The organism is Nonomuraea mangrovi (assembly GCF_042681425.1).
GTDB lineage: Bacteria > Actinomycetota > Actinomycetes > Streptosporangiales > Streptosporangiaceae > Nonomuraea > Nonomuraea mangrovi.
The window spans coordinates 22,432-45,939 of record NZ_JBHUFV010000104.1 but is presented as its reverse complement, the minus strand read 5'-3'; the positions used below and the strand labels follow the sequence as shown (position 1 = coordinate 45,939).

General features: G+C 70.9%; 23 protein-coding genes. 11 read left to right on the top strand and 12 right to left on the bottom strand.

The window, feature by feature from the left end:
* Positions 1-45: 45 nt before the first annotated feature.
* Complete coding sequence (locus tag ACFSKW_RS52435) at positions 46-777, bottom strand: GntR family transcriptional regulator (protein WP_379582993.1); 732 nt, start codon at positions 775-777, stop codon at positions 46-48.
* A gap of 213 nt (positions 778-990) precedes the next feature.
* Between ACFSKW_RS52435 and ACFSKW_RS52430 the strand changes: the two genes are divergently transcribed.
* From ACFSKW_RS52430 to ACFSKW_RS52405, 6 genes are read left to right on the top strand one after another with little or no spacing between them, the layout of a single operon-like run.
* A complete protein-coding gene (locus ACFSKW_RS52430) occupies positions 991-2,031 on the top strand; it encodes an ABC transporter substrate-binding protein (protein ID WP_379582991.1) in 1,041 nt (346 codons plus the stop codon).
* Entirely contained in the window at positions 2,031-2,843 is an 813-nt protein-coding gene (locus ACFSKW_RS52425) for an ABC transporter permease (RefSeq protein WP_379582989.1), read from the top strand. Before ACFSKW_RS52430 ends, ACFSKW_RS52425 begins: the two co-directional genes overlap by 1 nt.
* Before the next feature lie 10 nt (positions 2,844-2,853).
* Complete coding sequence (locus tag ACFSKW_RS52420; protein WP_379582987.1) at positions 2,854-3,714, top strand: ABC transporter permease; 861 nt, start codon at positions 2,854-2,856, stop codon at positions 3,712-3,714.
* Complete coding sequence (locus ACFSKW_RS52415; protein WP_379582985.1) at positions 3,711-4,790, top strand: ABC transporter ATP-binding protein; 1,080 nt, start codon at positions 3,711-3,713, stop codon at positions 4,788-4,790. The genes ACFSKW_RS52420 and ACFSKW_RS52415 overlap by 4 nt, the downstream gene beginning before the upstream one ends.
* Positions 4,780-5,490, top strand: coding sequence for an HAD family hydrolase (locus ACFSKW_RS52410; RefSeq protein ID WP_379582983.1), 711 nt, complete (start codon positions 4,780-4,782; stop codon positions 5,488-5,490). The genes ACFSKW_RS52415 and ACFSKW_RS52410 overlap by 11 nt, the downstream gene beginning before the upstream one ends.
* A 6-nt stretch (positions 5,491-5,496) precedes the next feature.
* Positions 5,497-7,098, top strand: a complete 1,602-nt coding sequence (locus ACFSKW_RS52405; protein ID WP_379582981.1) for a serine/threonine-protein kinase — start codon at positions 5,497-5,499, stop codon at positions 7,096-7,098.
* Here ACFSKW_RS52405 and ACFSKW_RS52400 read toward each other — a convergent pair.
* The gene (locus tag ACFSKW_RS52400) at positions 7,095-7,658 is read right to left on the bottom strand and encodes a TetR/AcrR family transcriptional regulator (protein WP_379582979.1); all 564 of its coding nucleotides are present in this window, start codon (positions 7,656-7,658) and stop codon (positions 7,095-7,097) included. The genes ACFSKW_RS52405 and ACFSKW_RS52400 overlap by 4 nt on opposite strands.
* Positions 7,659-7,707: 49 nt before the next feature.
* Between ACFSKW_RS52400 and abc-f the strand changes: the two genes are divergently transcribed.
* The 3 genes from abc-f (at position 7,708) to ACFSKW_RS52385 (ending at position 10,928) form a co-directional block, all read left to right on the top strand.
* Positions 7,708-9,222, top strand: a complete 1,515-nt coding sequence (gene abc-f / locus ACFSKW_RS52395; RefSeq protein ID WP_379582977.1) for a ribosomal protection-like ABC-F family protein — start codon at positions 7,708-7,710, stop codon at positions 9,220-9,222.
* Positions 9,207-10,166 (top strand): quinone oxidoreductase family protein, encoded by a 960-nt coding sequence (locus tag ACFSKW_RS52390; protein ID WP_379582975.1) that lies wholly within the window; start codon positions 9,207-9,209, stop codon positions 10,164-10,166. The genes abc-f and ACFSKW_RS52390 overlap by 16 nt, the downstream gene beginning before the upstream one ends.
* Before the next feature lie 117 nt (positions 10,167-10,283).
* Positions 10,284-10,928, top strand: coding sequence for a hypothetical protein (locus ACFSKW_RS52385; protein WP_379582973.1), 645 nt, complete (start codon positions 10,284-10,286; stop codon positions 10,926-10,928).
* Between the two features lie 43 nt (positions 10,929-10,971).
* Here ACFSKW_RS52385 and ACFSKW_RS52380 read toward each other — a convergent pair whose 3' ends face one another.
* Positions 10,972-11,169, bottom strand: a complete 198-nt coding sequence (locus ACFSKW_RS52380) for an SHOCT domain-containing protein (protein WP_379582971.1) — start codon at positions 11,167-11,169, stop codon at positions 10,972-10,974.
* A gap of 87 nt (positions 11,170-11,256) precedes the next feature.
* On the opposite strand from ACFSKW_RS52380, the gene ACFSKW_RS52375 reads away from it, so the two are divergent.
* The gene (locus ACFSKW_RS52375; RefSeq protein ID WP_379582969.1) at positions 11,257-12,069 is read left to right on the top strand and encodes a patatin-like phospholipase family protein; all 813 of its coding nucleotides are present in this window, start codon (positions 11,257-11,259) and stop codon (positions 12,067-12,069) included.
* 3 nt (positions 12,070-12,072) lie between these two features.
* Positions 12,073-13,107 carry a 1-acyl-sn-glycerol-3-phosphate acyltransferase gene (locus ACFSKW_RS52370; RefSeq protein ID WP_379582967.1) on the top strand — a complete coding sequence of 345 codons (1,035 nt, stop codon included), beginning with the start codon at positions 12,073-12,075 and terminating at the stop codon, positions 13,105-13,107.
* A gap of 194 nt (positions 13,108-13,301) precedes the next feature.
* Here the strand turns inward: ACFSKW_RS52370 and ACFSKW_RS52365 are convergent, their stop codons facing one another.
* The 9 genes from ACFSKW_RS52365 to ACFSKW_RS52325 form a co-directional block, all read right to left on the bottom strand.
* Positions 13,302-13,916: a VOC family protein gene (locus tag ACFSKW_RS52365; protein WP_379582965.1), complete on the bottom strand. Its 615-nt coding sequence runs from the start codon at positions 13,914-13,916 to the stop codon at positions 13,302-13,304.
* Complete coding sequence (locus tag ACFSKW_RS52360) at positions 13,906-14,454, bottom strand: alkylhydroperoxidase domain protein (RefSeq protein ID WP_379582963.1); 549 nt, start codon at positions 14,452-14,454, stop codon at positions 13,906-13,908. Before ACFSKW_RS52360 ends, ACFSKW_RS52365 begins: the two co-directional genes overlap by 11 nt.
* A complete protein-coding gene (locus ACFSKW_RS52355) occupies positions 14,451-15,059 on the bottom strand; it encodes a CMD domain protein (protein ID WP_379582961.1) in 609 nt (202 codons plus the stop codon). The genes ACFSKW_RS52360 and ACFSKW_RS52355 overlap by 4 nt, the downstream gene beginning before the upstream one ends.
* Positions 15,056-16,024 (bottom strand): putative FMN-dependent luciferase-like monooxygenase, encoded by a 969-nt coding sequence (locus ACFSKW_RS52350; RefSeq protein WP_379582959.1) that lies wholly within the window; start codon positions 16,022-16,024, stop codon positions 15,056-15,058. The genes ACFSKW_RS52355 and ACFSKW_RS52350 overlap by 4 nt, the downstream gene beginning before the upstream one ends.
* Entirely contained in the window at positions 16,021-17,523 is a 1,503-nt protein-coding gene (locus ACFSKW_RS52345; protein WP_379582957.1) for a dipeptide ABC transporter ATP-binding protein, read from the bottom strand. The genes ACFSKW_RS52350 and ACFSKW_RS52345 overlap by 4 nt, the downstream gene beginning before the upstream one ends.
* Entirely contained in the window at positions 17,501-18,280 is a 780-nt protein-coding gene (locus tag ACFSKW_RS52340) for an ABC transporter permease (RefSeq protein WP_379582955.1), read from the bottom strand. Before ACFSKW_RS52340 ends, ACFSKW_RS52345 begins: the two co-directional genes overlap by 23 nt.
* Entirely contained in the window at positions 18,277-19,167 is an 891-nt protein-coding gene (locus tag ACFSKW_RS52335; RefSeq protein ID WP_379582953.1) for an ABC transporter permease, read from the bottom strand. The genes ACFSKW_RS52340 and ACFSKW_RS52335 overlap by 4 nt, the downstream gene beginning before the upstream one ends.
* On the bottom strand, positions 19,164-20,774 hold the full coding sequence (locus ACFSKW_RS52330) for a TIGR04028 family ABC transporter substrate-binding protein (RefSeq protein WP_379582952.1): 1,611 nt from the start codon (positions 20,772-20,774) through the stop codon (positions 19,164-19,166). The genes ACFSKW_RS52335 and ACFSKW_RS52330 overlap by 4 nt, the downstream gene beginning before the upstream one ends.
* Before the next feature lie 132 nt (positions 20,775-20,906).
* Positions 20,907-23,456 (bottom strand): glycosyl hydrolase family 18 protein, encoded by a 2,550-nt coding sequence (locus tag ACFSKW_RS52325; protein ID WP_379582950.1) that lies wholly within the window; start codon positions 23,454-23,456, stop codon positions 20,907-20,909.
* Positions 23,457-23,508: the final 52 nt, after the last annotated feature.

The window sequence follows — 23,508 nt, the reverse complement described above, 5'->3', positions numbered from 1 at the left end:
GCCACCCGGGGGAAGTCGGGCGCTACTTCGAGCATATGTTCGAAGTCATGGGAGTGCAAGCCGCGTGAGCGGGTTCGCGCCGATCGAGTTGCGGATGCTGAAGGCCACGCTGCCCGCCCTGTAGCGGTCGTCGGACCACTCGACGGGGCGGCCCTCCTGCGTGGTGGTGATCCTGCGCTGGCGCAGGAGCGGGCTGCCGCGCCTGACCCCGAGCAGGCGGGCGTCCTCGGTGCCGGCCGCCACCGCGTCGATGAGGTGCTCGCCGTAGGCGAAGACCAGGCCGACCCTGTCGTAGAGCGCCTGGGTGACCGACTCGCAGTCGGGCGGCAGCGCCTCGACGGCGGAGGCGATCCACGAGGCGTAGACGGTCCGCTCCAGCAGCACGGGCTCGCCCTCCAGCGTGCGCAGCCTGAGCACCTCGAGCACCTCGGCGGTGCTGAGCCTGACCGACTCGGCGGGGCCCGCCCTGCGGCGGCGCTGGCCGAGCACCTCGCCGCCCACCGTGTGCCCCTTGGACCTGGCCCACTGGGCGAAGCTGTGCAGCTCGGCGAAGCTCTGGCTGCGCTCCCCGCCCAGCACGATGCGCCGCGCGCCCTGGCGCGAGCCGACCAGACCCTCCGCGGCCAGTACGGCGACGGCCTGCCGCACGGTCCCTCTGGCCGCCGAATAGCGCGCAGCGAGCTCCGCCTCCGACGGCAGCTGCGACCCTACAGGGTGAACACCCGTGAGAATCTCGTCACGCAGCTCAGCGGCGATGTGTTCATAGCGCGCGGCCATTCACGACCCCTCCTGTTCATGAAAAAGCAACGTTTATGCGACTAACTGGGTCTGGCCTTGTTTGTACAAGTTCCCCTAGGTTTTAGCCACACCCCAGAGAGTGGAGGCGACGTGTCCACACCTCGCATCGCAGGCTTGATCGCAGCTCTAACGGTAGTGACCGCGGCGTGCGGCGCCGCTCCGACCACCCAGACGCAGACGACGACAGGTGGGGTGAACGCCGCGACGGCGACCTCTGCCGCCGACTTCGGCGGTCTCGACAAACTTGTCGAGGCGGCCAAGAAGGAGGGCAACCTGCACGTCATCGCCCTTCCGCCCGACTGGGCGAACTACGGCGAGATCATCAAGAAGTTCGAAGAGAAGTACGGCATCAAGATCGAGAGTGAGAATCCGGACGCCTCCAGCGCCGACGAGATCAACGCGGTGAAGACCCGCAAGGGCCAGGACCGCGCGCCGGACGTGCTGGACGTCGGCCAGGCCTTCGGCTTCAGCGGCGCCAAGGAGGGCCTGTACGCGGCCTACAAGGTGCAGAGCTGGGACAAGATCCCCGACGGCCAGAAGGAGCCGAGCGGCCTGTGGGTCAACGACTACGGCGGCTACGTCTCCATCGGCTGCGACGCCAAGAAGATCGGCACCTGCCCCAAGACCTTCGCCGACCTGCTCAAGCCCGAGTACAAGGGCAAGGTCGCGCTGAACGGCAACCCGAACAAGTCGGGCTCGGCCTTCGCCGGCGTGTGGGCGGCCTCGCTGTCCCAGGGCGGCTCGCTCGACGACATCGCCCCTGGCGTGCAGTTCTTCAAGAAGCTGAAGGACGTCGGCAACTACAACCCTGTCGAGTCCACGCCCGCCACGGTCGAGAAGGGCGAGACGCCCATCAGCATCGACTGGGACTACCTCAACGCCGGGTACCGCGAGCAGTTCTTGCCCAAGGGCCTCGACTTCCAGGTGGCTGTGCCGTCCGACGGCGTCTACGCCCAGTACTACGTGCAGGCGATCAACAAGGACGCTCCGCACCCCGCCGCCGCGCGGCTGTGGATGGAGTTCCTCTACAGCGCCGAGGGCCAGAACCTGTGGCTCAAGGGCGGCGCCCGCCCGGTGCTGATGCCCTCGATGACCGCCGACGGCACCATCGACAAGGCGCTGGCCGACAAGCTGCCGCCGGTCGAGGGTGAGGCCAAGTTCCCGACCGAGGACCAGGTCACCAAGGCCAAGGACGACCTGGCCAAGACCTGGGACGCGGCTGTCGCGGGCTGATGAGGCGCACTCTCGGCGCGCTGCCGCTGCTCGCCTTCGTCGCGCTGGCCTTCGGGATCCCCGCCATCGCCATGGTGGCGGGGGCCTTCACCGTGGAGGGCTCGCCGGGGTTCGGCAACCTGGCGCTCACCCTGCAGGGCGGCTACCTGCTCGCGCTCGCCAACAGCGTGAAGCTGTCGGCCGTGGTGGCGGTGCTGGGCGCGGTGCTGGGCACGTTCCTCGCCCAGGCCGTGGTCACCTCGCGCTCCACCGCGCTGCGGGAGTCCGTGCTGACCGCTTCGGGCGTGCTGGCCAACTTCGGCGGCGTTCCGCTGGCCTTCTTCTGGGTGGCCACACTCGGCAACTCGGGCGTGATCAGCGGGCTGCTGGGCCTGCCCTCGGGCACGCTGTTCACCTTCTGGGGCCTGGCGCTGGTCTACCTGTACTTCTCGGTGCCGCTCATGGTGCTGGTCATCGCGCCGGCCCTGGACGGCCTGCGCCCGCAGTGGCGCGAGGCGGCCGCCAACAACGGCGCCACGACCTGGCAGTACTGGCGATACGTGGCCCTGCCGGTGCTGACTCCTGGGCTGCTCGGCGGCGTGGTGCTGCTGTTCGGCTCGGCGTTCGCCGCGTACGCCACCGCGTCGGCGATGGGCGCGGGCACCGTGCTGCCGCTGGTCACCCTGAAGATCGCCGCCGCCCTCTCCGGCGACGTGCAGACCGGCTTCGAGAACATCGGCCTCGCGCTCAGCCTGGACATGGTCCTGGTCGCCGCGCTGGTCATGGCGATCTACCTGCCACTGCAGAGGAGGAGCACCCGATGGCTCCAGTGAGGTCGACGGCATGACCACGCTCGCGCCCGTCGCGCCGGTCCCCGAGGCCGCCCCTGCCGCGCCGGCCCGCCAGGGCAGGCCCCGTCTCTGGCGAGGGTTCGTCTTCGCGCTGGCGGCCCTGTACTTCCTCGTCCCGCTCGCCGCGTCCTTCTGGTTCACGATCTACAACGAGACCACAGGCGTGTCGTTCGCCCCCTACGTGGAGCTGTGGACGGCCGAGGGCTTCCTGCCCAGCCTGCTGCTCTCCCTCGGGCTGGCCGCGGCCACGATCGTGCTGGTGCTGCTGCTCACGCTGCCCGCGATGATCGCGGTACGGCTGGCCGTGCCGGGGCTGCGGCCCGTCATGGAGGTGATCTGCACGCTGCCGCTGGTGGTGCCGCCGATCACGTTCGTCGCGGGAGTGAGCAGGTCGCTCCAGGTCGGCGGCGAGGTGCTCGCGCCGACGCCGTTCTGGGCCACGCTCAACGCGGTCCAGAACCAGGATTTCCCGCTCGTGCTCGTGTTCGTCTACGTCATGCTCGTGCTGCCCTTCGTCTACCGTTCGCTGGACGCCGGGTTGCGCACGATGGACGTGCGGACGCTGGTCGAGGCGGCCCGCAACCTGGGCGCGTCGTGGCCGCACGTGATGTTCAGGGTGATCGTCCCCAACCTGCGTTCGGCGCTGGCCAGCGCCGCCTTCCTGACCCTGGCCCTGGTGCTGGGCGAGTACACGGTGGCCAGCATCCTCGGCTACCAGCCGTTCGCCGTCTGGATCGTCACGATCTCGGGGTCCAAGGGGCAGTTGTCGGTCGCCGTCTCCGTGCTCAGCCTCCTGCTGACCTGGCTGCTGCTGCTCACCGTGTCCGGTGTTTCACGAAAGAAGGGCCAATGACCGCCCGGTTGGAGTTCAAGGGCCTGCGCCGCGTGTTCGGCAAGACGGTCGCGCTCGACGGATTCGACCTCACGATCGAGCCCGGCGAGCTGGTCGCCCTGCTCGGCCCGTCGGGCTGCGGCAAGACGACCGCGCTGCGCTGCGTGGCGGGGTTCGAGCGTCCCGACGAGGGCGCGGTGCTGGTGGACGGCAAGGACATCACGGGCGTGCCCGCCAACAAGCGTGACGCGGGCATGGTGTTCCAGTCCTACTCGCTGTTCCCCAACCTCAACGCGGCCGAGAACGTCGCTTTCGGCCTGCGGGTCCGCAAGACCCCGCAGGCCGCCCGCCGGGCGCGGGCGCTGGAGCTGCTGGAGCTGGTCGGCCTGCCCTCGCACGCCGACCGCTACCCGCACCAGCTGTCGGGCGGCCAGCAGCAGCGCGTCGCCCTGGCCCGCGCGCTCGCGCTGTCGCCGCGGGTGCTGCTGCTCGACGAGCCGCTGTCCGCGCTGGACGCCAAGGTCCGCGTGGCCCTCAGGGAGGAGATCCGGCGCCTGCAGCTCGACCTGGGGATCACCACGATCTTCGTGACGCACGACCAGGAGGAGGCGCTGTCGGTCGCCGACCGCGTCGCCGTTCTGAGGAACGGGCGTCTCGAGCAGTGCGGCACGCCCGCCGAGGTCTACGACCAGCCGGCCACGCCGTTCGTGGCCGAGTTCGTCGGCACCATGAACCACCTGCCGGGGCGCGTCTCCGGCGAGCAGGTGACGGTGTTCGGCCAGCTCCTGCCGGTCGACGGGACCGCGGAGGGCCTGGACGTCGACGTCCTCATCAGGCCGGAGGCCGTGCTCGTCACCCCCTCGGACGAGGGGCGGGCCGAGGTGATCGCCGCCTCCTTCCGCGGCGCCTCGGTCAGGCTGCGGCTGTCCATGGAGGGCGGCGAGGTCCTCGCCGACGTGCCAGGGCACGAGGCGGTACGGCTGGCGCCCGGCACCCGCGTGTCCGTCCGCCTGGTCGAGCGGCCCGTCCTGGTCGCGCCGCGCAGCACCGCCACGCCCGTGCCCACTCCGGCGAAGGACCCCGCGGGTGCCGCCTGACTCCCTCCCGTCCGGCTCCGTCCCGTCCGGCTCGACCTCACCCGGCTCAGTCCCGCCTGACGTGATCGCGCTCGCCGCCGTTCCCGGCGACCCCGTTCCCGGCGATCCCGTTCCCGACGCCGTCCTGTTCGACATGGACGGCACGCTCGTGGACACCGAGGGCCTGTGGTGGGAGGCCACGGCCGACGTGGCCGCCTCGCTCGGGCGCACACTCGGCCCCGCCGACGAGCCGTACGTCCTCGGCCGCACGGTCGAGGACACGGCCGCCCATCTGCTCACGCCCCCGGCCTCCGACGCGGTGGAGGCGGTCGCCGAGCGGCTCACCGAGTCGTTCGCCGACCGCATCAGGCAGGGGGTACGCGTCATCCCCGGCGCCGCCGAGCTCCTTCAGGCGCTCACGACGCAGGCCATCCCCACCGCCCTGGTCAGCGCCTCCCCCCGCTCGATCGTGGAGCTGGTGCTGCCCTCGCTCGGCCACAGTTTCGCGGTCGTCCTCGCCGCCGAGGACACTCCGCGCGGCAAGCCGCACCCCGACCCGTACCTGGAGGCGGCCAGGCTGCTGGAGGCCGACCCGCGCCGCTGCGTCGCCGTCGAGGACAGCCCCACGGGGATCGCCGCCGCCACCGCCGCGGGCTGCAAGGTGCTGGTCGTTTCACCCTCAGCGGGACTGCCCGATCTGCACGCGATGTCGCTAAGCTGACCCGTCGTGAACCAGATCGGACGCTACAGGCTGTTGGACATGCTCGGCAGGGGCGGCATGGGCACGGTCCATCTGGCCGAGGACGCCACGGGCCAGCGCGTCGCGATCAAGGTGATCAATCCGGAGCTCAGCCAGCACGAGCAGTTCAGGATGCGCTTCAGGAGAGAGGCCGACGCGGCGCGCAGGGTTCGCAGGTTCTGCACGGCCGCGGTGCTGGAGGCGGCGCTCGACGGCGACCAGCTCTACGTGGTGACCGAGTACGTGCCGGGGCCGAACCTGGAGGAGGCGGTCAGGCAGTCGGGCCCGCTGAAGGGGTCGAGCCTCGACGCGCTGGCGGTGAGCGTGGCGACGGCCCTCACCGCGATCCACGCCGCAGGTGTGGTGCACAGGGATCTCAAGCCGTCCAACGTGCTGCTGTCCCCCATCGGCCCGCGCGTGATCGACTTCGGCATCGCCAGGGCGCTCGACGAGATCGGCGGCGTGACCGGCACCGGTGAGCTGATCGGCACGCCCCGGTACATGGCGCCGGAGGTGCTGCGCGGCGAGCCCGTCTCTCCGGCGTGCGACGTGTTCTCGTGGGGCTGCCTGATGGCGTTCGCGGCGTCGGGGCGGGCGCCCTTCCCTGGCGAGACCCTGCCCGCGATCATCTACCAGGTGCTCAACACCGAGCCCTCGCTCGACGGGCTCGAGCCCGGACTGCGGGAGCTGGTGGCGGCCGCGCTGGCGAAGGATCCGGCGCGGCGCCCGACGGCGCAGCAGATCCTCGACCACCTGATCGGTCGCCAGGCCGCGCCCGAGCAGGCCGTGCACACGGTCCAGGTGGCCTGGCAGGAGGGCGCCACGACCCCCTACGCCGCTGCTCCGCCGAGGAAGAGGGGCAGGCTGGTAGCGGGGATCGCCGTGGCGGCGGCGCTGGCGGTGGGGGCGGCGGCGGGGGTGTGGGCGCTGCTGCCGAGCGGGCCTCCCGAGCTGCCCTCGCTCTTCTCCGACGACTTCACCTCGACCTCGAGCGGCTGGGGTGGCACCTACGACGCGGAGGCCGACAACAGCTACGGCTACATCACCTCCGACTTCACCTACGGTCTCGACGCGGGCGAGTACAACGAGGAGCGATGGGCCACGGCTCCTGTGCCGTTCGTCACCGAGAAGCCCGCCACGCCCGATCCCTCGGCCACGCCCACTCCGCTGATGCCCTCGTCCCTGCTCGTCGGGGTCGTCGCCAAGGTGAAGTCGGGCCGCGGCGAGTTCGGCCTGTGGTGCAGGGGCGACGGCGACGGCACCTTCTACGAGTTCACCCTCGACACCTCGGGCACCACCAGGGTCCGCCGCATCGCCGACAAGGCGGGCGGCAACATGGCCGCCCCCGTCAAGCTCGACGGGTTCAACGCCAGGGAGAGCAACCACATCCAGGTCTCCTGCGAGCAGGATGACGGCGCCACGCGGCTGTCCATGTGGGTCAACGGCAAGCGGGTCCACCAGGTGGACGACCCCGTCGGCCTGCCGAGCGGCACCATCGGCCTGTTCGCCCGGGTGCCGAAGGGCAGCGCCAGCCCGCTCAAGGTCGTCTACGACGACTTCGAGATGCGCGGCGTCAGGCCGCAGCCCTAGAGCACTCCTGCTCGGGCGGCGGCCAGCGCCGTGTCGGCGGCCCTGTCGGCGTCGCGCTCGCTGACGGGTTCGTGGGTGACGAACAACCGGTAGTACAGCGGGGCCACGGCCACCCTGATCACCTCTTCGGCGTCGACGTCCGCGGGCAGTTCGCCGCGCTCGACCGCCCTTCGCACGACGGCGGCCGACTGGGTGTGGCGGGCGGTGTAGAAGCCGGTCAGTGCCGTGGCGGCGGCCTCGTTCTGCATGCCGGCCGCGACGAACGCCGTGGCGACGGGGTCCATCCCGTTCCGCACCAGCCGGGTGATCTCCCGCAGGTCGCCGTCGACCGTGCCGGTGTCGGGGATCGGCCACGGCTCCCCCGACGCCAACTCCAGCGCGTCGGCGATCAGGCCCTCCACACTCGTCCACCTGCGGTAGACCGTGGTCTTGTGCACGCCCGATCTGGTGGCGACGTTCTCCACGGTCAGGCCCTGGTAGCCGTGCTCGGCGAGTTCGGCGAGCGTCGCCTGCCGTACGGCGTCGCGGACCCTTGCGCTGCGCCCTCCGGGTCGTTCCAAAGTCTACTCCAGTTGCGTTAGTGACGGCTTTAATGCAACTATAGTTGCGATGACTACTCAGCTCAGCCTTCACGGAATCAGCAAGTCATACGGCGACCGGCTCGTCCTCGATCACGTCTCGCTGGCCGTACGGCCCGGAGAGCGCGTGGGCGTCGTCGGAGAGAACGGCTCGGGCAAGTCCACGCTGCTGCGGATCATGGCGGGAATCGACAGGCCCGACGAGGGACGGGTGATCAGCACCGGCGCGGGGCATCTCGCCCAGCGGCTCGACCTCCCCGGCGACCACACCGTCCAGCAGGCGATCGACGCCGCGCTCGCGGACCTGCGGGAGATGGAGCGCGCGATGCAGGCCGCCGCCGAGGCAGGGGACATGGCCCGCTACGGCGAGCTGCTGACCGCCTTCGAGGTGCGCGGCGGCTACGAGGCCGACGCCAGCGTCGACAAGTCCCTGCACGGGCTGGGCCTGGGCCACCTGGGAAAGAACCGCAGGCTCGACTCGCTGTCCGGCGGCGAGCAGGCGCGGCTCGGCCTGGCCTGCCTGCTCGCCGCGGCACCCGAGGTGATGTTGCTCGACGAGCCGACCAACCACCTGGATGCGGCCTCGACCGCGTGGCTGGAGGAACGGCTGCGCGAGCACAGGGGCACGGTCGTCGCCGTCTCCCACGACCGCGCGTTCCTCGACAGGGTGGCGAGCGCGATCATCGAGGTGGACGCGGGCGGGGTGACCCGCTTCGGCGGCGGCTACAGCGGCTTCCTCGCCGACAAGGCCGCGGCCAGGCAACGCTGGGAGCAGTCCTACGCCGCGTGGCTGGAGGAGGTCGGCCAGGTCAGGGAGTTCGCCGCGACGACCGCGCACAGGGTGGCGGCGGGCAGGGCCATGAAGGACAACAACAAGATGGCCTACGACCGCAACGCGGGCAGGGTGCAGAGCTCGGTGGCGAGCCGGGTGCGCAACGCGCAGGAACGGCTGCGCCGTCTGGAGGAGGATCCCGTGCCCCGGCCACCGGAGCCGCTGCGGTTCGCCGGCGCCTTCACCGGCGAGGCGTCCGGCCGCACGCTGGTCGAGCTGCCCGAGCTCACGATCAGGTCGGGCGACAGGCTGCTGGTCCACGGCCCCAACGGCGCGGGCAAGTCCACGCTCCTCAGGAAGCTGGCCGCGCACGCCCTGGGCAGGGTGGGGCACCTGCCGCAGGAGGTCGACCTCACGGGACAGGACCGCACGGTCCTCGCCCGGTACGCCGAGGGCAGGCCCGGCTACCCCGACGAGCACCGTGCGAGCCTGCTGGCGACCGGGTTGTTCAGGCCCGACACGCTCGGCGTGAAGGTCGGCGAGCTGTCGGTCGGGCAGCAGCGGCGGCTCGCGCTGGCCAGGCTGCTGGCCGACGAGCACGACCTGCTGCTGCTCGACGAGCCGACCAACCACCTGTCGCTGACGCTGGTGGAGGAACTGGAGCGCGCCATGGACGCCTACCGGGGCGCCCTGGTGGTGGTCTCGCACGACAGGACCCTGCGCGAACGCTTCAGAGGCGCCCGGTGGAGACTGGAGCCATGCATGCCATTGTGATCAACGCTCAGGGCGGTCCCGAGGTGCTCGAGTACGCCGAGCACCCCGACCCGGTGCCCGGCCCCGGCGAGGTGCTGATCGACGTCGCCGCGAGCGGCGTCAACTTCATCGACGTCTACCACCGCGCCGGCACCTACCCCCTCGACCTGCCGTCCCCGATCGGCTCCGAGGGCGCGGGCACCGTCGCCGCCGTGGGAGAGGGAGTGGAGGACGTGGCGGTCGGCGACACCGTCGCGTGGGTGAACGTGCTCGGAAGTTACGCCGAGAAGGCCGTGGTGCCCGCCTCCAAGGTGGTGCCCGTCCCCTCGGGCGTGCCGGCCGAGCTGGCCGCCGCCGCGATGCTGCAGGGGATGACCGCGCACTTCCTCACGCATTCGGTGTACGAGCTGAAGGCCGGCGACGTCATGCTCGTGCACGCCGCTGCCGGCGGCATGGGCCAGCTGCTCACCCAGATCGGCAAGCTGAAGGGCGCCACGGTGCTGGCCACCGTCTCCTCCGACGCCAAGGAGAAGCTGGCCCGCGAGGCGGGGGCGGACCAGGTGTTCCGCTACGACGGCTTCGCCGACGCGGTCCGCGAGGCCGTCCCTGCGGGCGTGGACGTCGTCTACGACGGGGTGGGCGCCACCACCTTCGACGGCAGCCTGGCCTCGCTGCGCAGGCGCGGCCTCATGGTCCTGTACGGCGCCGCGAGCGGCCCGGTGCCGCCGATGGACCCGCAGGTGCTGAACAGGAGCGGCTCGCTCTACCTGACCAGGCCGTCGCTCGTCCACTTCATCGCCGAGCGCGACGAGCTGCTGTGGCGGGCGGCCGACCTGTTCGGCTGGCTCGCGGCGGGCGAGCTGACGATCAACATCTCCGAGCGCTACCCGCTGGCCGAGGCGGCGCGGGCGCATGAGGACCTGCAGGCCCGCCGTACGACGGGCAAGCTGCTGCTGATCCCCTGACCGCGCGTACGGGCCCGCGCCTCGGGGCAGGGCCCGTCGCCGTCTTCCCGATCGGGTGGTCCCGCACGCCCGGTTCGGCAATCATGGTGGGGACCGAACACGGCGGGAGGAGGCTTCGTGCGGCCGCGACCGTGGGCGAGACGACGGCTCGACTCGCCGGCGCGGGGGATGCTGATGGCGGTGGCCGCCCCCCTCGCGGGCATCGGGCTGTACTTCGGGGCGAGCATGCTGAACGCCTACGGCCCTTCGTGGCTCGACAATTGGGTGGGCGTGCTCCTGCGGCTGGCCATGACCCTCGCCGCCATGGCGCTCATCGTCTTCACCAGCCTGTACTTCTCGCAGGTCGTCGTGTTCTTCGGATCGTTCATCGCGCTCGGCATCGCCCTGTTCGCGGCGGGCAGGGTGGCGGACGCCCTGGTGCTCGCCCAGCGCGGCCAGACGACGTCGTGCGCGATCGTCGCCATCGACTCGCGCGTGGAGCAGTACACCACCACGGACGGCGACGGCCACACCACCTGGCACACCCGCACCGTCTACGACCACCGGCTCGACTGCGTCGCGCCTGGGATCGGGACGATGACCACCGGCGGGGCCGCGGGCAAGGTCGGCGAGCGGATCGTGGTGGCCTACGACCCCGACGACCGGATCCGCGTCCGCCCCGCCGAGGGCGCGTTCGACTACGCGGGCCCGCTGTGGACCTGCTGCCTCGGGGCCGCTGTGGGCATCGGGCTGCGCGTCTTCAGCGTCATCAGGTATCGCTGACCTCGTCGTCCCGAGACGGCCGCCGACCGGCCGGCAGGCGCGCTCACCAGTCCTGGTTGAGGCCTGACATGCGGCGCAGGTACTCGTCCTCGTCGATCTCGCCCGCCGCGTAGCGGCGTTGGAGGATCTCGCGCGGGCTCTCCCGCTGCGGCCGCGCGGGCGGCGAGGGGCGCCTTCTGATCATCATGAGCACGAGCACCACCATGATGATCACCAGCAGTACGACAAGCAGCTTTATCATCGCGGACGCCACCCTCCTTCCGAGAACTCTACGGACAACAGCCCGCCTGGAGCCAGACGGTACCGAGCTAGGCGATGATACGAGGTTGTGGAGACAGCGTTCGTGCTCGGTGGCGGAGGCGTGCTCGGCGCGCATGAGGTCGGCATGTTGCGAGCCCTCGACGAGGCGGGGATCAGACCCGACCTGATCGTCGGCACGTCCGTGGGCGCGCTCAACGGGGTGCTCATGTCCGCCTCGCCCTCCGACGCCGTGAAGCGGTTGACGACCCTGTGGCGCTCGGACGTGGCGCGCACCGCGTTCGCGGGCTCGTGGGTGCAGCGGCTGTCCACGCTGGCCAGGACCGGCACGCACCTGCACCCGATCGGGCCGCTCAGGCGGTTGCTGACCGAGCTGGTCGGTGTGGAGCTCATCGAGGAGCTGCCGGTCCGCTTCCAGTGCGTGGCGGCCTCGATCGAGCAGGCCAGCGCCCGCTGGTTCGCCGAGGGGCCGCTGGTCGACGCGGTGCTGGCCAGCTGTGCCGTACCGGGGTTGCTGCCGCCGGTGCGGATCGGCGACGAGCACTTCTTCGACGGCGGTCTCGTGCACAGCATCCCCGTCGGCAGGGCCGTGCAGCTGGGGGCGCGCAGGGTGTTCGTGCTGCAGGTGGGCAGGATCGAACAGCCGCTGTCGGCGCCCAGGCGGCCGTGGGAGGTGGGGATGGTGGCCTTCGAGATCGCGCGCAGGCACCGTTTCGCCGAGGAGATGGCCTCGCTGCCCGGCTCGGTGGAGGTGCACGTGCTGCCCACGGGACTCGACACGCCCATCTCCCCGCTGCGCTACCGGGATCTGTCGCAGATCTCCGGTTCCATCGACCGGGCCTACGCGGCCTCTTCCCGCTACCTCGCGGGCGTGATCCGATGAGGTGTGCCTCCTCGCATCGTCCGCAGGCTCGTGCTCGTCCCGCTGGTGATCGTGCTGGCCGTGGCGGCCGTCGTCACCCTGCCGCTGTGGCTGGTCGTCGTCACCGCCGCCTCGATGCGGCTGCCGCCGCCGCAGCGGCGCGGGGTCCGCTTCCTGTGGTTCGGGGTGACGTGGCTGGTGCTGGAGTGCGGGGTGCTGGTGGCGTGCCTGGGGCTGTGGGTGGCCAGCGGCTTCGGCGGGCGCCTGCACCGTGACCGGCACCAGGAGCGCCACTACCAGCTGATCCGCTGGTTCCTCTCCCATATGTACGGCGTGGCGGTGCGCGTCTTCCGGCTCAGCGTGGAGATCGACGAACCGCCCGGCGACGTACGGCGGGCCCGCCCCGTGATCGTGCTGTCGCGGCACGCCGGCCCAGGCGACTCCTTCCTGCTGGTCCACCACCTGCTCCACCTCTACGGCCGGCGGCCCAGGATCGTCATGAAGGCGGCCCTACAGCTGGACCCGTCGCTCGACGTGGTCATCAACCGCCTGCCCAACGCCTTCGTGCACCGCAGAACCGCCGAGAGCGGGATCATCGAGGAGATCCGGCGCCTGTCGGCCACGATGGACGCCGACGACGCCCTGGTGATCTTCCCCGAGGGCGGCAACTTCACCCCGCGCCGCCGCAGGACGGCGATCAGGCGGCTGGAGGAGAAGGGGCTGCAGGAGGAGGCCAAGCGGGCCAGCGCCCTGGACCACCTGCTGCCGCCCCGGCCGGGCGGAGCGATCGCCGCGATCGAGGCGTGCCCGGAGGCCGACGTGGTGTTCGTCGCGCACACCGGGCTGGACGACCTCGTCACGATCGGCGACGTGTGGCGAAGGCTGCCGGTGAGCGCCCGCATCAGGGCGCACTGGTGGCGGGTGCCCGCCGCCGAGATCCCCGCCTCACGTCAGGACCGCATCAGGTGGCTCTACGACCAGTGGGAGGCCATCGACGACTGGATCACCGAGAACCGTCCACCCGAGGGGGCAGGCTCGCCCGCACCACCTGGCCCTTGATGTCCTGCATGATCAGGAGGACGTGGGTGACACAGCTGCCGAGCACGCCCGCCTGCAGCTCCGGCGATATGGGCCGCTCATCACCCGAGGAGACCGCGGGCTTCAGCCTTGGGGAGGAATCGGGAGCTCGGGAGGGCCGTCAAGGCCCGAGCGGTGCAGTGACCTTTCCTGATCCGCATCGCAGGGGGAGGATGTCAAGCCAGCGTCACCTTCCCCTTCGGCGTGTCCAGGACGGCCCGCAGCCCCACCTGCCGGCCCTCCTCCACGTCGATGGTGGCGCCGACCGCGTCGAGCTCGGCCCGCAGGCTCGCGACGTCGGGTGTGACGGCCGCGAACGACGCCAGCGTCAGCTGCGGCAACCCCGAGGCGGCGGGATGCTGCGTGCTCCCCCAGTCGATGAGGAACGGCACCGGCCTGACGGCCGCCGGGTTGTCGAACCGGGTCAGGCGCCACTCCAGCAACGTCCCGTCGGGCTTGCGCCGCGACAGCGGCTGCACCTCGCCGGGGTCGTAACCCCGCTCTCGCGCCAGCTCGACCGTCCTGTCGATGTCGTCAGGGTGGATCGCCCAACCGGCGAGCCGCGCCTCGGTCAGCGACTCCAGCACGAACGCCCTCGGCCTGGCGTCCTCGACGTCCGGGTCAGGGCCGATGATCTCCAGATAGGCCGTCGGGCCCAGGCCGACCAGGTAGTTGGCGGTGCCGCCGGGATGCGAGCCGCCCTTCACGGGGGCGACCCCCGTCCGCTCGGCGAAGTCGGCCACCCCCTTCAGCAGATCGGGAACGGCGTACACCAGGTGATCAAGACTCATCGGGTTCTCCCAGGGAAAGCATGAGCCGGTTGGCCCAGTTGAAGAAGGCGGCCGCGTGTAGCGCGTCGCTGATGGCCAGGTCGTCGAGCCCCTGCTCGCGCAGGGCCGCGACGTCGGCCCGAGGAGGGGTTTCGGTGAGCGCTGCGGAGGCGTCGACGATCGCCCGCCAGCGATCATCCTGCTCGGCCCGCACGCCCTCGTCCAGCAGCCGCTGGACGTCCTGCTCGCGCTTGGAGTAGTGGGAGGCGAAGCGGGCGTGGACGGAGGCGCAGAAGACGCACCCGTTGGCGCGGGAGGTCGCCGTGGCCGCCAGCTCCCGCTCGGCGCGGGGCAGGCCGCCGTCGGCGTTGTAGAAGATGTCGTTGTCGGTCCTGGTGCGCGAGTGCAGGACGCGCGGGTCGCGGGCGAGCAGCCTGAAGTACGGCGAGGCGGCCCGCGCCCTGTCGACCAGCGCCTCCTCGTGCTCCTCCGACAACTCGTCCTCGGCCAGCGGCTCGATCCACGGCTTCCAGCCGAGCTGGTCCTGGGTGAACTTCACGCGAGCGCTCCCAACGCGGTGACGACACGGATCTGATAGGTGAGGAAGGCGACCAGTTGCGAGAGCGTGACGATCCCCGTGATGGACCAGCCCGCGTCGCGCAGCTCGGCCAGCGCCTCGGGGCTCGCCTCCCGCGGACGGAACACCAGCAGGTGGGCGTGCTCCAGCGCGGCGGCCAGCCTGCCGTCGATCCCCTCGGCCCTGTAGCGGGGGCCTTCGACGCTCTCGTGGGCCAGTTCGGCCTCCCGGTAGCGGCCGTAGGGACCCGCCGTCAGCGCCGCCTCGGCCTGGACGTGGATCCGCTTGGCCAGGTCGGGGTCGAGCGGAGCGGCGTAGAGCGCGGCAGCGGCCTCCTGGCGGTGCAGGCCCGCGACGAAGGCGGCGACCGCGTGCCGTTCGGCCTGCGTCACCTCCTCCAGCCCGACGTCGCTCACCCCTCGCCCGAGCGATGTCCCGCCCGCCTGTCCTGGCAGCTCGAAGGACGGCACGAACAGCGCCTCGTAGGTGCGCTGCGCGTGCTCGCGGGCGTCCGGCCGCCGCCTGCGCAGCACGTCGAGCCGCGAGCCTGGGGCGATGCCCGCCAGCTGGTCGATGATGTCGGTCATGCCTTCTCCGAAGGGGTCCAGCCGAGCGCGGGCGCGACCTTGGTGGCCAGCAGCTCGATCGAGCGGAGGATGAGCGGGTGCGGCGGGTCCGCCGAGTGCACCTGGAAGACCAGGTCGGTCACCCTGTCGAGGGTCCGGTCGGCCCGCAGGCTCGCGATCACCTCGTCCGGCGTGCCCACGTGCGTGTCGGCCCGCAGGAACGCCGCCAGTTCGGGCGACTGGCGGGAGGCGCGCGCGATCCCCTCCTCGGCGTGGCGCAGCGCCTCCTGCCTGGAGTCGGCGACGAACGCGGTGCGGGAGGCGACGATGCGCGGCGCCGTACCGGAGGGGAGGTTCTCGTAGTAGGCGTCCACGATCGGCTTCTGCACCTCGGCCAGCGTGACGCCCTCGGCGCGCGGCTGCGTCCGCGACAGCATCAGGCCGTTGCCCGCGCGCCCCGCCCGCTCGCCGCCGCCGACGGAGAACGTCGCCTCCCAGATCGCGCCGAGCAGCCGGGGCGCGGCGGGGTAGAGGTGGTTGCCGCCGCCCAGGTCGCCGCCCGACCAGGCGTTGACCAGGACCGCGAGGTGCTCGGCGTAGATGGCGGAGCGGGCGGCGCTGTCGTGGCCGAAGGCGGCGAAGGACGAGGCGGTCCCTCCGCTGCCGACGCCGACTTCGAGGCGGCCGCCGGACAGCAGGTCGAGGACGGCGGTGTCCTCGGCGACCCGCACGGGGTGTTCGAGCGGCAGCGTGATGATGCCGGTGCCGAGCCTGATGCGGCTGGTCCTGGCGGCGACGCCGGCCAGGAAGACCAGGGGCGCGGGCAGCCCGCCCTCGCTCTCGCTGAAGTGGTGCTGGGCCACCCATGCCGAGTCGAACCCGTGCGCCTCGGCGTGCGCGATCTGCTCGGCGGCCAGCTCGTACCTCTCGGCGGCGGTGGCCTGGTCGAGCAGGCGGGTGAAGAAACCCAGCCTCTTCCGGCTCATCGGACCGGCTCCGGGATCGCCGCGAGCAGCTCGCGGGTGTAGTCGTGCAGAGGTCTGGTGAAGACCTCCTCTGTCGTTCCGGTTTCCACGATCTTTCCCTTGTTCATGACGGAAACGGTGTGCGAGATCTGCCGCACGACCTTCAGGTCGTGGGAGATGAACAGGTAGGTGATGCCCAGGTCGCGCTGCAGGCTCTCCAGCAGGTCGAGGATCTGTCCCTGCGCGCTGACATCCAGCGCGGAGACGGCCTCGTCGAGGACGAGCAGCCGGGGCGAGACGGCCAGCGCCCTGGCGATCGCCACCCTCTGCCGCTGGCCGCCCGACAGCTCGCGCGGCCTGCGGGAGAGCAGGTCGGCGGGCAGCCCCACGCGGTCGAGCAGGTCGGCGGCCGAGCCGTCGAGCGCGAAGTTGCGCAGCGGCTCCTCGATGATGCGCCGGACGGTCTGGCGGGGGTCGAGCGAGGCGTAGGGGTTCTGGTAGACGAGCTGGACGTGCTTGCGGAAGTCGCGGCCGTGCGCGGGCGCCCCGGCGAGCGTGGCCTCGCCCGAGCTCGGCGTGACGAACCTGGCGATCATGCGGGCGGTGGTGGTCTTGCCCGAGCCCGACTCCCCCACCAGCGCGTGGGTGGTGCCCTGCCGTACCTCGAAGGAGACGCCGTCGACCGCGCGGAAGCCGCCGTACTCCTTCACCAGGTCCCTGGCCTCGACGGCCACGGGCGCCGTCGGGTCGGCCGCCCTGAACGGCCGCTCCTCCTTCGTGAGCACGCGCCGGGTGTAGGCGAGCGTCGAGGCGGGCCCCTGCTCCTCGACGCGGCCTTCCCGCATCACCACGACCTTGTCGGAACGGCCGGCGGCCACGGCGAGGTCGTGGGTGACGAGCAGCACGGCCGTGCCGAACTCCGCCCGCAGGTCGTCGATGAGGTCGAGGATGCGCCGCTGCACGGTGGCGTCGAGGGCGCTGGTCGGCTCGTCGGCGATGACGAGCTGCGGGCGCAGCGCGATCGCCGCGGCGATGAGGACGCGCTGGCGCATGCCGCCGGACAGCTCGTGCGGGTAGCGCGCGGCGTGCGCCTCGGTGAGGCCGACTCTGACCAGGAGCTCGGCGACGCGGCTCCTGATCATCCCGCGGTCGCCGCGCCGGTGGATGCGGAGCGTCTCGCCGATCTGCGCGCCGACGGTCTTGACGGGGTTGAGCGAGTTGCCGGGATCCTGTGGCACCAGGCCGATCTGCGCGCCGCGCACCGATTCCATGCGCCTGGGCGACCAGCCGGCGATGTCGGTGCCGTTCAGCAGGATCTGCCCGCTGTCGGCGGGGTGCAGGCCGAGGATGGCGTGCGCGGTGGTCGTCTTGCCCGAGCCTGAGTCGCCGACCACCGCGACGACCTCGCCCGGCTCGACGGTGAAGGAGACGCCGTGGACCGTACGGCGCCTGCCCTGTCGCCGCCGGCTGCCCGGCTCCGCGTAGGAGACCACCAGGTCACGCACGTCGAGCAAGCTCATCGATCCTCCTGCTGATACGGCCGGCGGCGAGCACCACGGCCACGACGACCGCTCCGGGCAGCGTGGTCAGCCACCAGGCGGTCGCCAGGTAGTTGCGGCCCTCCGAGATGAGCAGGCCCCACTCGGGGGTGGGCGGCGCGGCGCCGTACCCGAGGAAGCCGAGCGTGGAGATGGCCAGGATGGCCACGCCGAACTGCAGGGCCGCCAGCGCGATGACGGGGCCGAGCGAGTTGGGCAGCACGTGCCGCCACAGGACGGGAAGGAAGCGCCCTCCGCTGCCGAAGGCGGCCTCCACGTAGTCGGTTCTCCTGGTCTTGACGACCTCGGAGCGGGCCAGGCGGGCGAAGGTCGCGACGGAGCCGATGCCGACGGCGAGGGCGACGTTCACCGTGCCGGGGCCCAGCAGGATGATGACGGTCAGCGCGAGCAGCAGGCCGGGCACCGACAGCAGCACGTCGACGACGCGCATGACGAGCGTGTCCGCCAGGCCGCCGAGCGAGCCGGCGAGCAGGCCGAGCAGCGTGCCGAGCACGAGCCCGACCGCGACGGCGACGAACGCGCCCGACAGCGAGTGCACCGCCCCGTGGACGACGCGGGCGAACAGGTCGCGCCCGACGGCGTCCGTGCCGAACCAGTGCTCCGCGCTCGGCGCCAGGAGCTTCTCGGCGGGCACGCCCGCGATCGGGTCGTAGCCGGTGAACAGTCCCGGCACCGCCGCCCAGAGCAGGACGAGGGCGACAATCAGCCATTTGATCATCTGAGCCTCGGATCAAGGATCGGGAAGAGCAGGTCGACGATCAGGTTGACCAGCACGAACACGGTCGCGGCCAGCACCACGACGGCGAGCAGGACGGGCGTGTCCTGGGCGCTGACGGCCTGCTCGGTGAGCCTGCCGACGCCGTTCCTGCCGAACACGGTCTCGGTGATGACCGAGCCCGCGATCAGCTCGCCGAACGTCAGCCCCGCCATCGTCAGCGTGGGCAGCATCGCGTTGCGGGCCACGTGCCGCCAGAGGATCCACCGGCGGGAGGCGCCCTTGGCGGCCACCACCTGCACGAACGGCTGCGTGGACACGTGGTCGATGCCGCGCGCGAGCACCTGGGCGATCGGCGCGGAGATCGGGACGGCCAGCGTGAGCACGGGAAGGATGAGCTGCTGCGCCTCGGTGCCGCCGATGACCGGCACCAGCTTCAGCCTGAAGGAGAACAGCTGGATCAGCAGGATGCCCACCCAGAACACCGGGACCGCGACGAACAGGGAGGGCACCTCCCTGAGCCAGGCCAGCAGGCGGTTGCCGGAGGCGAACGCGATCAGCACGGCCAGCACGATCGCGAGCGCGAAGCCGAGCCCGGCCAGCTTGGCCGTCTCCGGCAGCGCCTCGGCCAGCCGTTCGACGACGGGCGTGCCGGTGTCGATCGAGTAGCCGAAGTCGCCGCGCAGGAATCCGAGCAGCGTGTGCAGGTAGGCGGCCGGGCCGTCGGTGCCGTAGTACTCCCTGATCTGGGCGATCTGCTCGGGTGACAGGCCGAGCTCGGGGTTCTGGAACTTGATCAGGATCGCGTCGCCGGGCAGGAGTTGCAGCAGGACGTAGGAGGCGGTGAAGGCGGCCCACAGGACGAGGGCCGCCTGCCCTGCCTTTCTCATGACTTCCACACCGAGTAGAAGCTCGGCCTGCCGACCGCCTCGAAGGCGACGCCGTGGACGTTGGGCGCGCCACCGTACACCTGGGGCTCCTCGAACAGCGGGATCGCGTAGCCCTGCTCCACGAGGTAGCGCTGGATCTCGGCGACCTTCGCGTTGCGCTCGGCGGGGACGGCCAGCGCCGACTCCTCCTCGAGCAGCCGGTCGAGCTTGTCGTCCTGGGAGAGGATGACGTCGCGGTTCTTGCTGTGGAACTGGCTCTTGATGACGTCCTGGTCGGCGCGGCCGACCATGCTGTGGCTGACGGCGGTCTTCTCCGCGTTCTTGATGTCGACCGCGAGCGTGCCCGCGTCACCGGGGCGCACCTCCAGCTTCACCCCGAGCTCAGCCCACTGCTGGGCGACGAGTTCGAGCGTCTGCTTCGACAGCGGCTGCGGCAGCGAGACGAAGACGCCGAGCTGGAGCTTGGCGCCGTCCTTCTCGCGGATCCCGTCGGCGCCGCGCTTCCATCCGGCCTCGTCGAGCAGCGCCCCGGCGCCCGCGGGGTCGAAGGCGAGCTCCTTCGACAGGTCGACGTAGCCCTGAGCGAGGTGACTGAGCACCGAGGTGGCCTGGGGATAGCTGGGCGTGAACAGCGTGTCCACGACCTCCTTGACGTCGGTGCCCTTCTGCAGCGCCTTCCGTACCCTGATGTCGCTCAGGATGCTGTTGGAGGGCCGCAGGTAGAGGCCGTTGTTGACGCCCCTCGTCGGCTCGGCGTAGAGCGTGAAGCCCGCGCCCTTCACCGTCTGCTCGTCGTAGGCCTGCACGTAGCGGACGAAGTCGGCCTGCCCGCTGGTGAGCGCGCCCACGCGGACGTTGTCCTCGGGCGTGACGATGATCTTGATCTCGTCGAGGTAGGCGCGCCCCTGGTGCTTGGACGACGGCGGCGCCCAGTTGTAGTCCTTGCGCGCCTTGAGGTCGATCTCCTTGTCCACGATCTGGTCGGCCACGGTGAAGGGTCCCGAGCCGACGACGTTCTTGAGCTGGCACTGCTGCTCGTACGGCAGGCCGATCGTCTTCTTCGACACCAGCCCTGCGCCGATCACCGAGGTGCCCTGCAGGAAGCCGGGCGAGGGCTTGCCGAAGTGGAACTTCACCGTCCTGGGATCGACGACCTCGCTGCGCTCGTAGTTGTTGACGAACTCGGCGGGCGGCAGCTTGAGCTCGGTGTCACCCTTGCCGTACACGTCGAAGTTGGCGGCCACGGCGCTCGCGTCGAGCGGGCTGCCGTCACTGAACGTCACGCCGTCGCGCAGGTGGAAGGTGTACTCGGTCGCGTCCTTGTTGATCTCCCACTTGGTGGCGATCCACGGCTCGATCTCCAGCGTCTCGGGGTTCTGCCAGGTCAGCTTGTCGGTGAGCTGGTTGAGCAGTCCACCGTTGGGATAGAAGCCCGCCGCCGGCAGATAGAGGCAGGTCGGCGGCTGGTGCTCGAGGTAGGTCAGCGTGCCGCCGACGATCGGCTCGCCCGCCGCCGCGGCCTTCGCCGTGGGCTCGGTGGTCGCGCCACAGCCTGCGAGAAGTCCCGTGACGGCGAGAAACACTGCCGCTGTGACGCGTGTAGCCATGGGGAGATCGCCCTTCGAATGCGGGGTTGGGTGAAAACCACCATAACCTACCGAAATTGTAGGTAAGGCCCATGTCCGCATGCTGATACGGCTTGCGCCCCCCGCATGAGACGCAAGCCGTATCGCGCGCCGCTACCTCAGCCCTGCGTCGAGCGCGGCGGTCAGGACGCCGGTGTCACCCGACATCTCCCAGATCATCGCGCCCAGCAGGTTCTTGCTCCTGAGCCACGCGGTCTTCTTGCCGATCGACCAGGCGTCGTCGAAGGACCACCACTGGCCTCCGTTGCCGGTGAAGCACGAGGTGGCCACGGCCTGCTCGTCGTGCCGTACCGTGCAGTTCGGCACGCCCGCGACCAGGTTGCCGTACCCGCGGGTCCCCGCCTCCTCGGCGAACTGTCCTGGCGCGGCGCCCGTGGCCGACTGCCACTCGCCGGCCTTGCCGCCGTCGGCGACGCCCTGCCAGCCGCGCCCGTAGTAGGCGAGGCCGATGGTGAGCTTGCGCGGGTGCACACCCGCCTGCAGGTAGACGTCGATCGCCTTCTCGACGCTGAAGTCGGGGTCGTAGGGGCTGTCGGTGTCGAGGTGGAGGTTGCCCTGGTGGCCCGTGCGGTTCGGCTCCCACGAGTTGTCGCTGCCCGCGCCGTGGAAGTCGTAGCCCTGCACGTTGAAGATGTCCAGGTTCTTCGCGATCTGCGGGAGGTCCCAGCCCGCGGCGATCTTGGCGGGATCGGCGGGAGTGAAGGCGGTGAGCTGGTAGCGCTGCCCCGTCTGCCTGGTCAGCTCGTCGAGCTGGCGCCGGAACTCGGCGATCAGGAGGGTGTTGTTGGCCTTGTCGTTCGGGCTGACGTGGTTGCCCGCGTGCCCCTCGGCGCCCGGCCACTCCCAGTCGAGGTCGATGCCGTCGAAGACGCCCGCCGCCGTGCCGGGTCCGCCCGCTCCTCCGGCCACCGGCAGGTTGCCCTTGATGTAGATGTCGATGCACGAGCTGACGAACTTCTTGCGCGCGGCGTCGGTGGCGGCGACGTCGGAGAAGTACTTGGAGTAGGTCCAGCCGCCGAGCGAGATCAGCACCTTGAGGTGCGGGTGCTTGGCCTTGAGCTTCTTGAGCTGGTTGAAGTTGCCGCGCAGCTTCTCCCAGCCGGTGTCGGCCACGCCGTCGACCGACTGCGCCGCGCTGAACGGCCTGCCGTAGTCGGCCTCGGCGTCCCCCGCGCCGTCGCCCTGGCTGGGGTCCTGCGGGTTCTGTGTCGTCCCCTTGGTGACGCCCTGCAGGCAGGTCAGGTTGACCGGGTCGATGTTGCCGAAGGCGTAGTTGATGTGCGTCAGCTTCGCCGCCGCCCCGCTCGTGTCGAGGTTGCGGACGAAGTACTGCCTGCCGTAGATGCCCCACTGGACGAAGTAGCCGACCCTGGCGTAGCCGGTCTCGACGATGTCGGAGGTGGTCACGGTGACGGGGGCGCCGGCAGGCGACAGGTTGTCGTACAGGTCGCGGGCCTTGACGGTGAAGGTGTATTCGGTCGACGGTGACAGGCCGCCGACCGTCGCGGTCGTGCCCGTGACGGTCGTGGCGAGGGTCGCGCCGGTGTAGACGTCGTAGTTGGCCACGCCCTTGTTGTCGGTGGAGGCCGTCCAGGCGAGCGTGACGCTGGAGGAGGTCCTGCCGGTGCTGCGCGGGTTGCCGGGTGTCGTCGGCGGCTGCGTGTCGTCGGCCGGGTTGTTCGTCGTCACCGTCACCGGGGCGCTGGCTGCCGACAGCGCGCCCTTGCGGTCCTTGGCCTTCACCGTGAAGGTGTAGGAGGTGTTGGGCGTCAGGCCTGACACGGTGGCGCTCGTGCCGGAGACCTCGGTCCCGTTGGAGAGCACGTAGCCGACGATGGGCAGGCTGCCCTGCTGGGCGGCGTCCCACGCGAGCGAGACCGTCCTGGTGGTCTTGACGGTCACGCGCGGGTTGCCCGGAGCTCCTGGCGGCGCGTCGGGGGTGCCGTCGCAGTTCACGTCGTTGACGCGGCACGAGGTCGGCTCGGCGCCTGCCGTGCTGACCGTGAAGGACGGGCTGTAGGGCTCGGTCGTCGCTCCCGCGGCCACCGTGGTGTTGTAGTGGGCGGGGGTCAGCGTGACCGTGCGCCCGTTCTGGGCGAGGGTGGCGTGCTGGGCGTTGCTCGCGGTCACGCCCGAGGGCAGGTCGAACACGACCGTCCAGCCGTTCAGCGCGGTGGTGGAGTTGTTGGCCTCGACGATCTTGGCCGAGGTGCCGCTCACCGAGTAGGTCGCGCCCACGGGCGGGGGCGCGGGCGGTTCGGGGCCGCTGCCGTCGCAGTTCGCGCCGTTGACCTTGCAGGAGACCGGCTGGACCGCCGAGCTCAGCGTGACGGCGGGGCTGTAGGGCTCGGTGTTCCTGCCCGCCTGGACGGTGTTGATGTAGAAGGCAGGGGTCAGCGTCACCTTGGCGCCGTTCTGGGTGATCGTGGCGTTCTGCGGATTGCCGGCGGTGACGCCAGGGGGTAGTTCGAAGACGATCGACCAGCCGGTGACGGCCGTGGTGCCGGGGTTGGCGACCACGAACTTCCCGGTGGTTCCCGACAGGCCGAAGGTGGCGGTCAGGCGCGCCGCGGCGTCGGCGGGAACGGCGCTCAGGGCCACGGCGACGAGCACGGCGAGCAGCACAACAGGTGATCTGCGCATGCTACGGATCTTTCTATTAAGAAAGTTTCCTAAGAGTTGACCGGATCGTAAA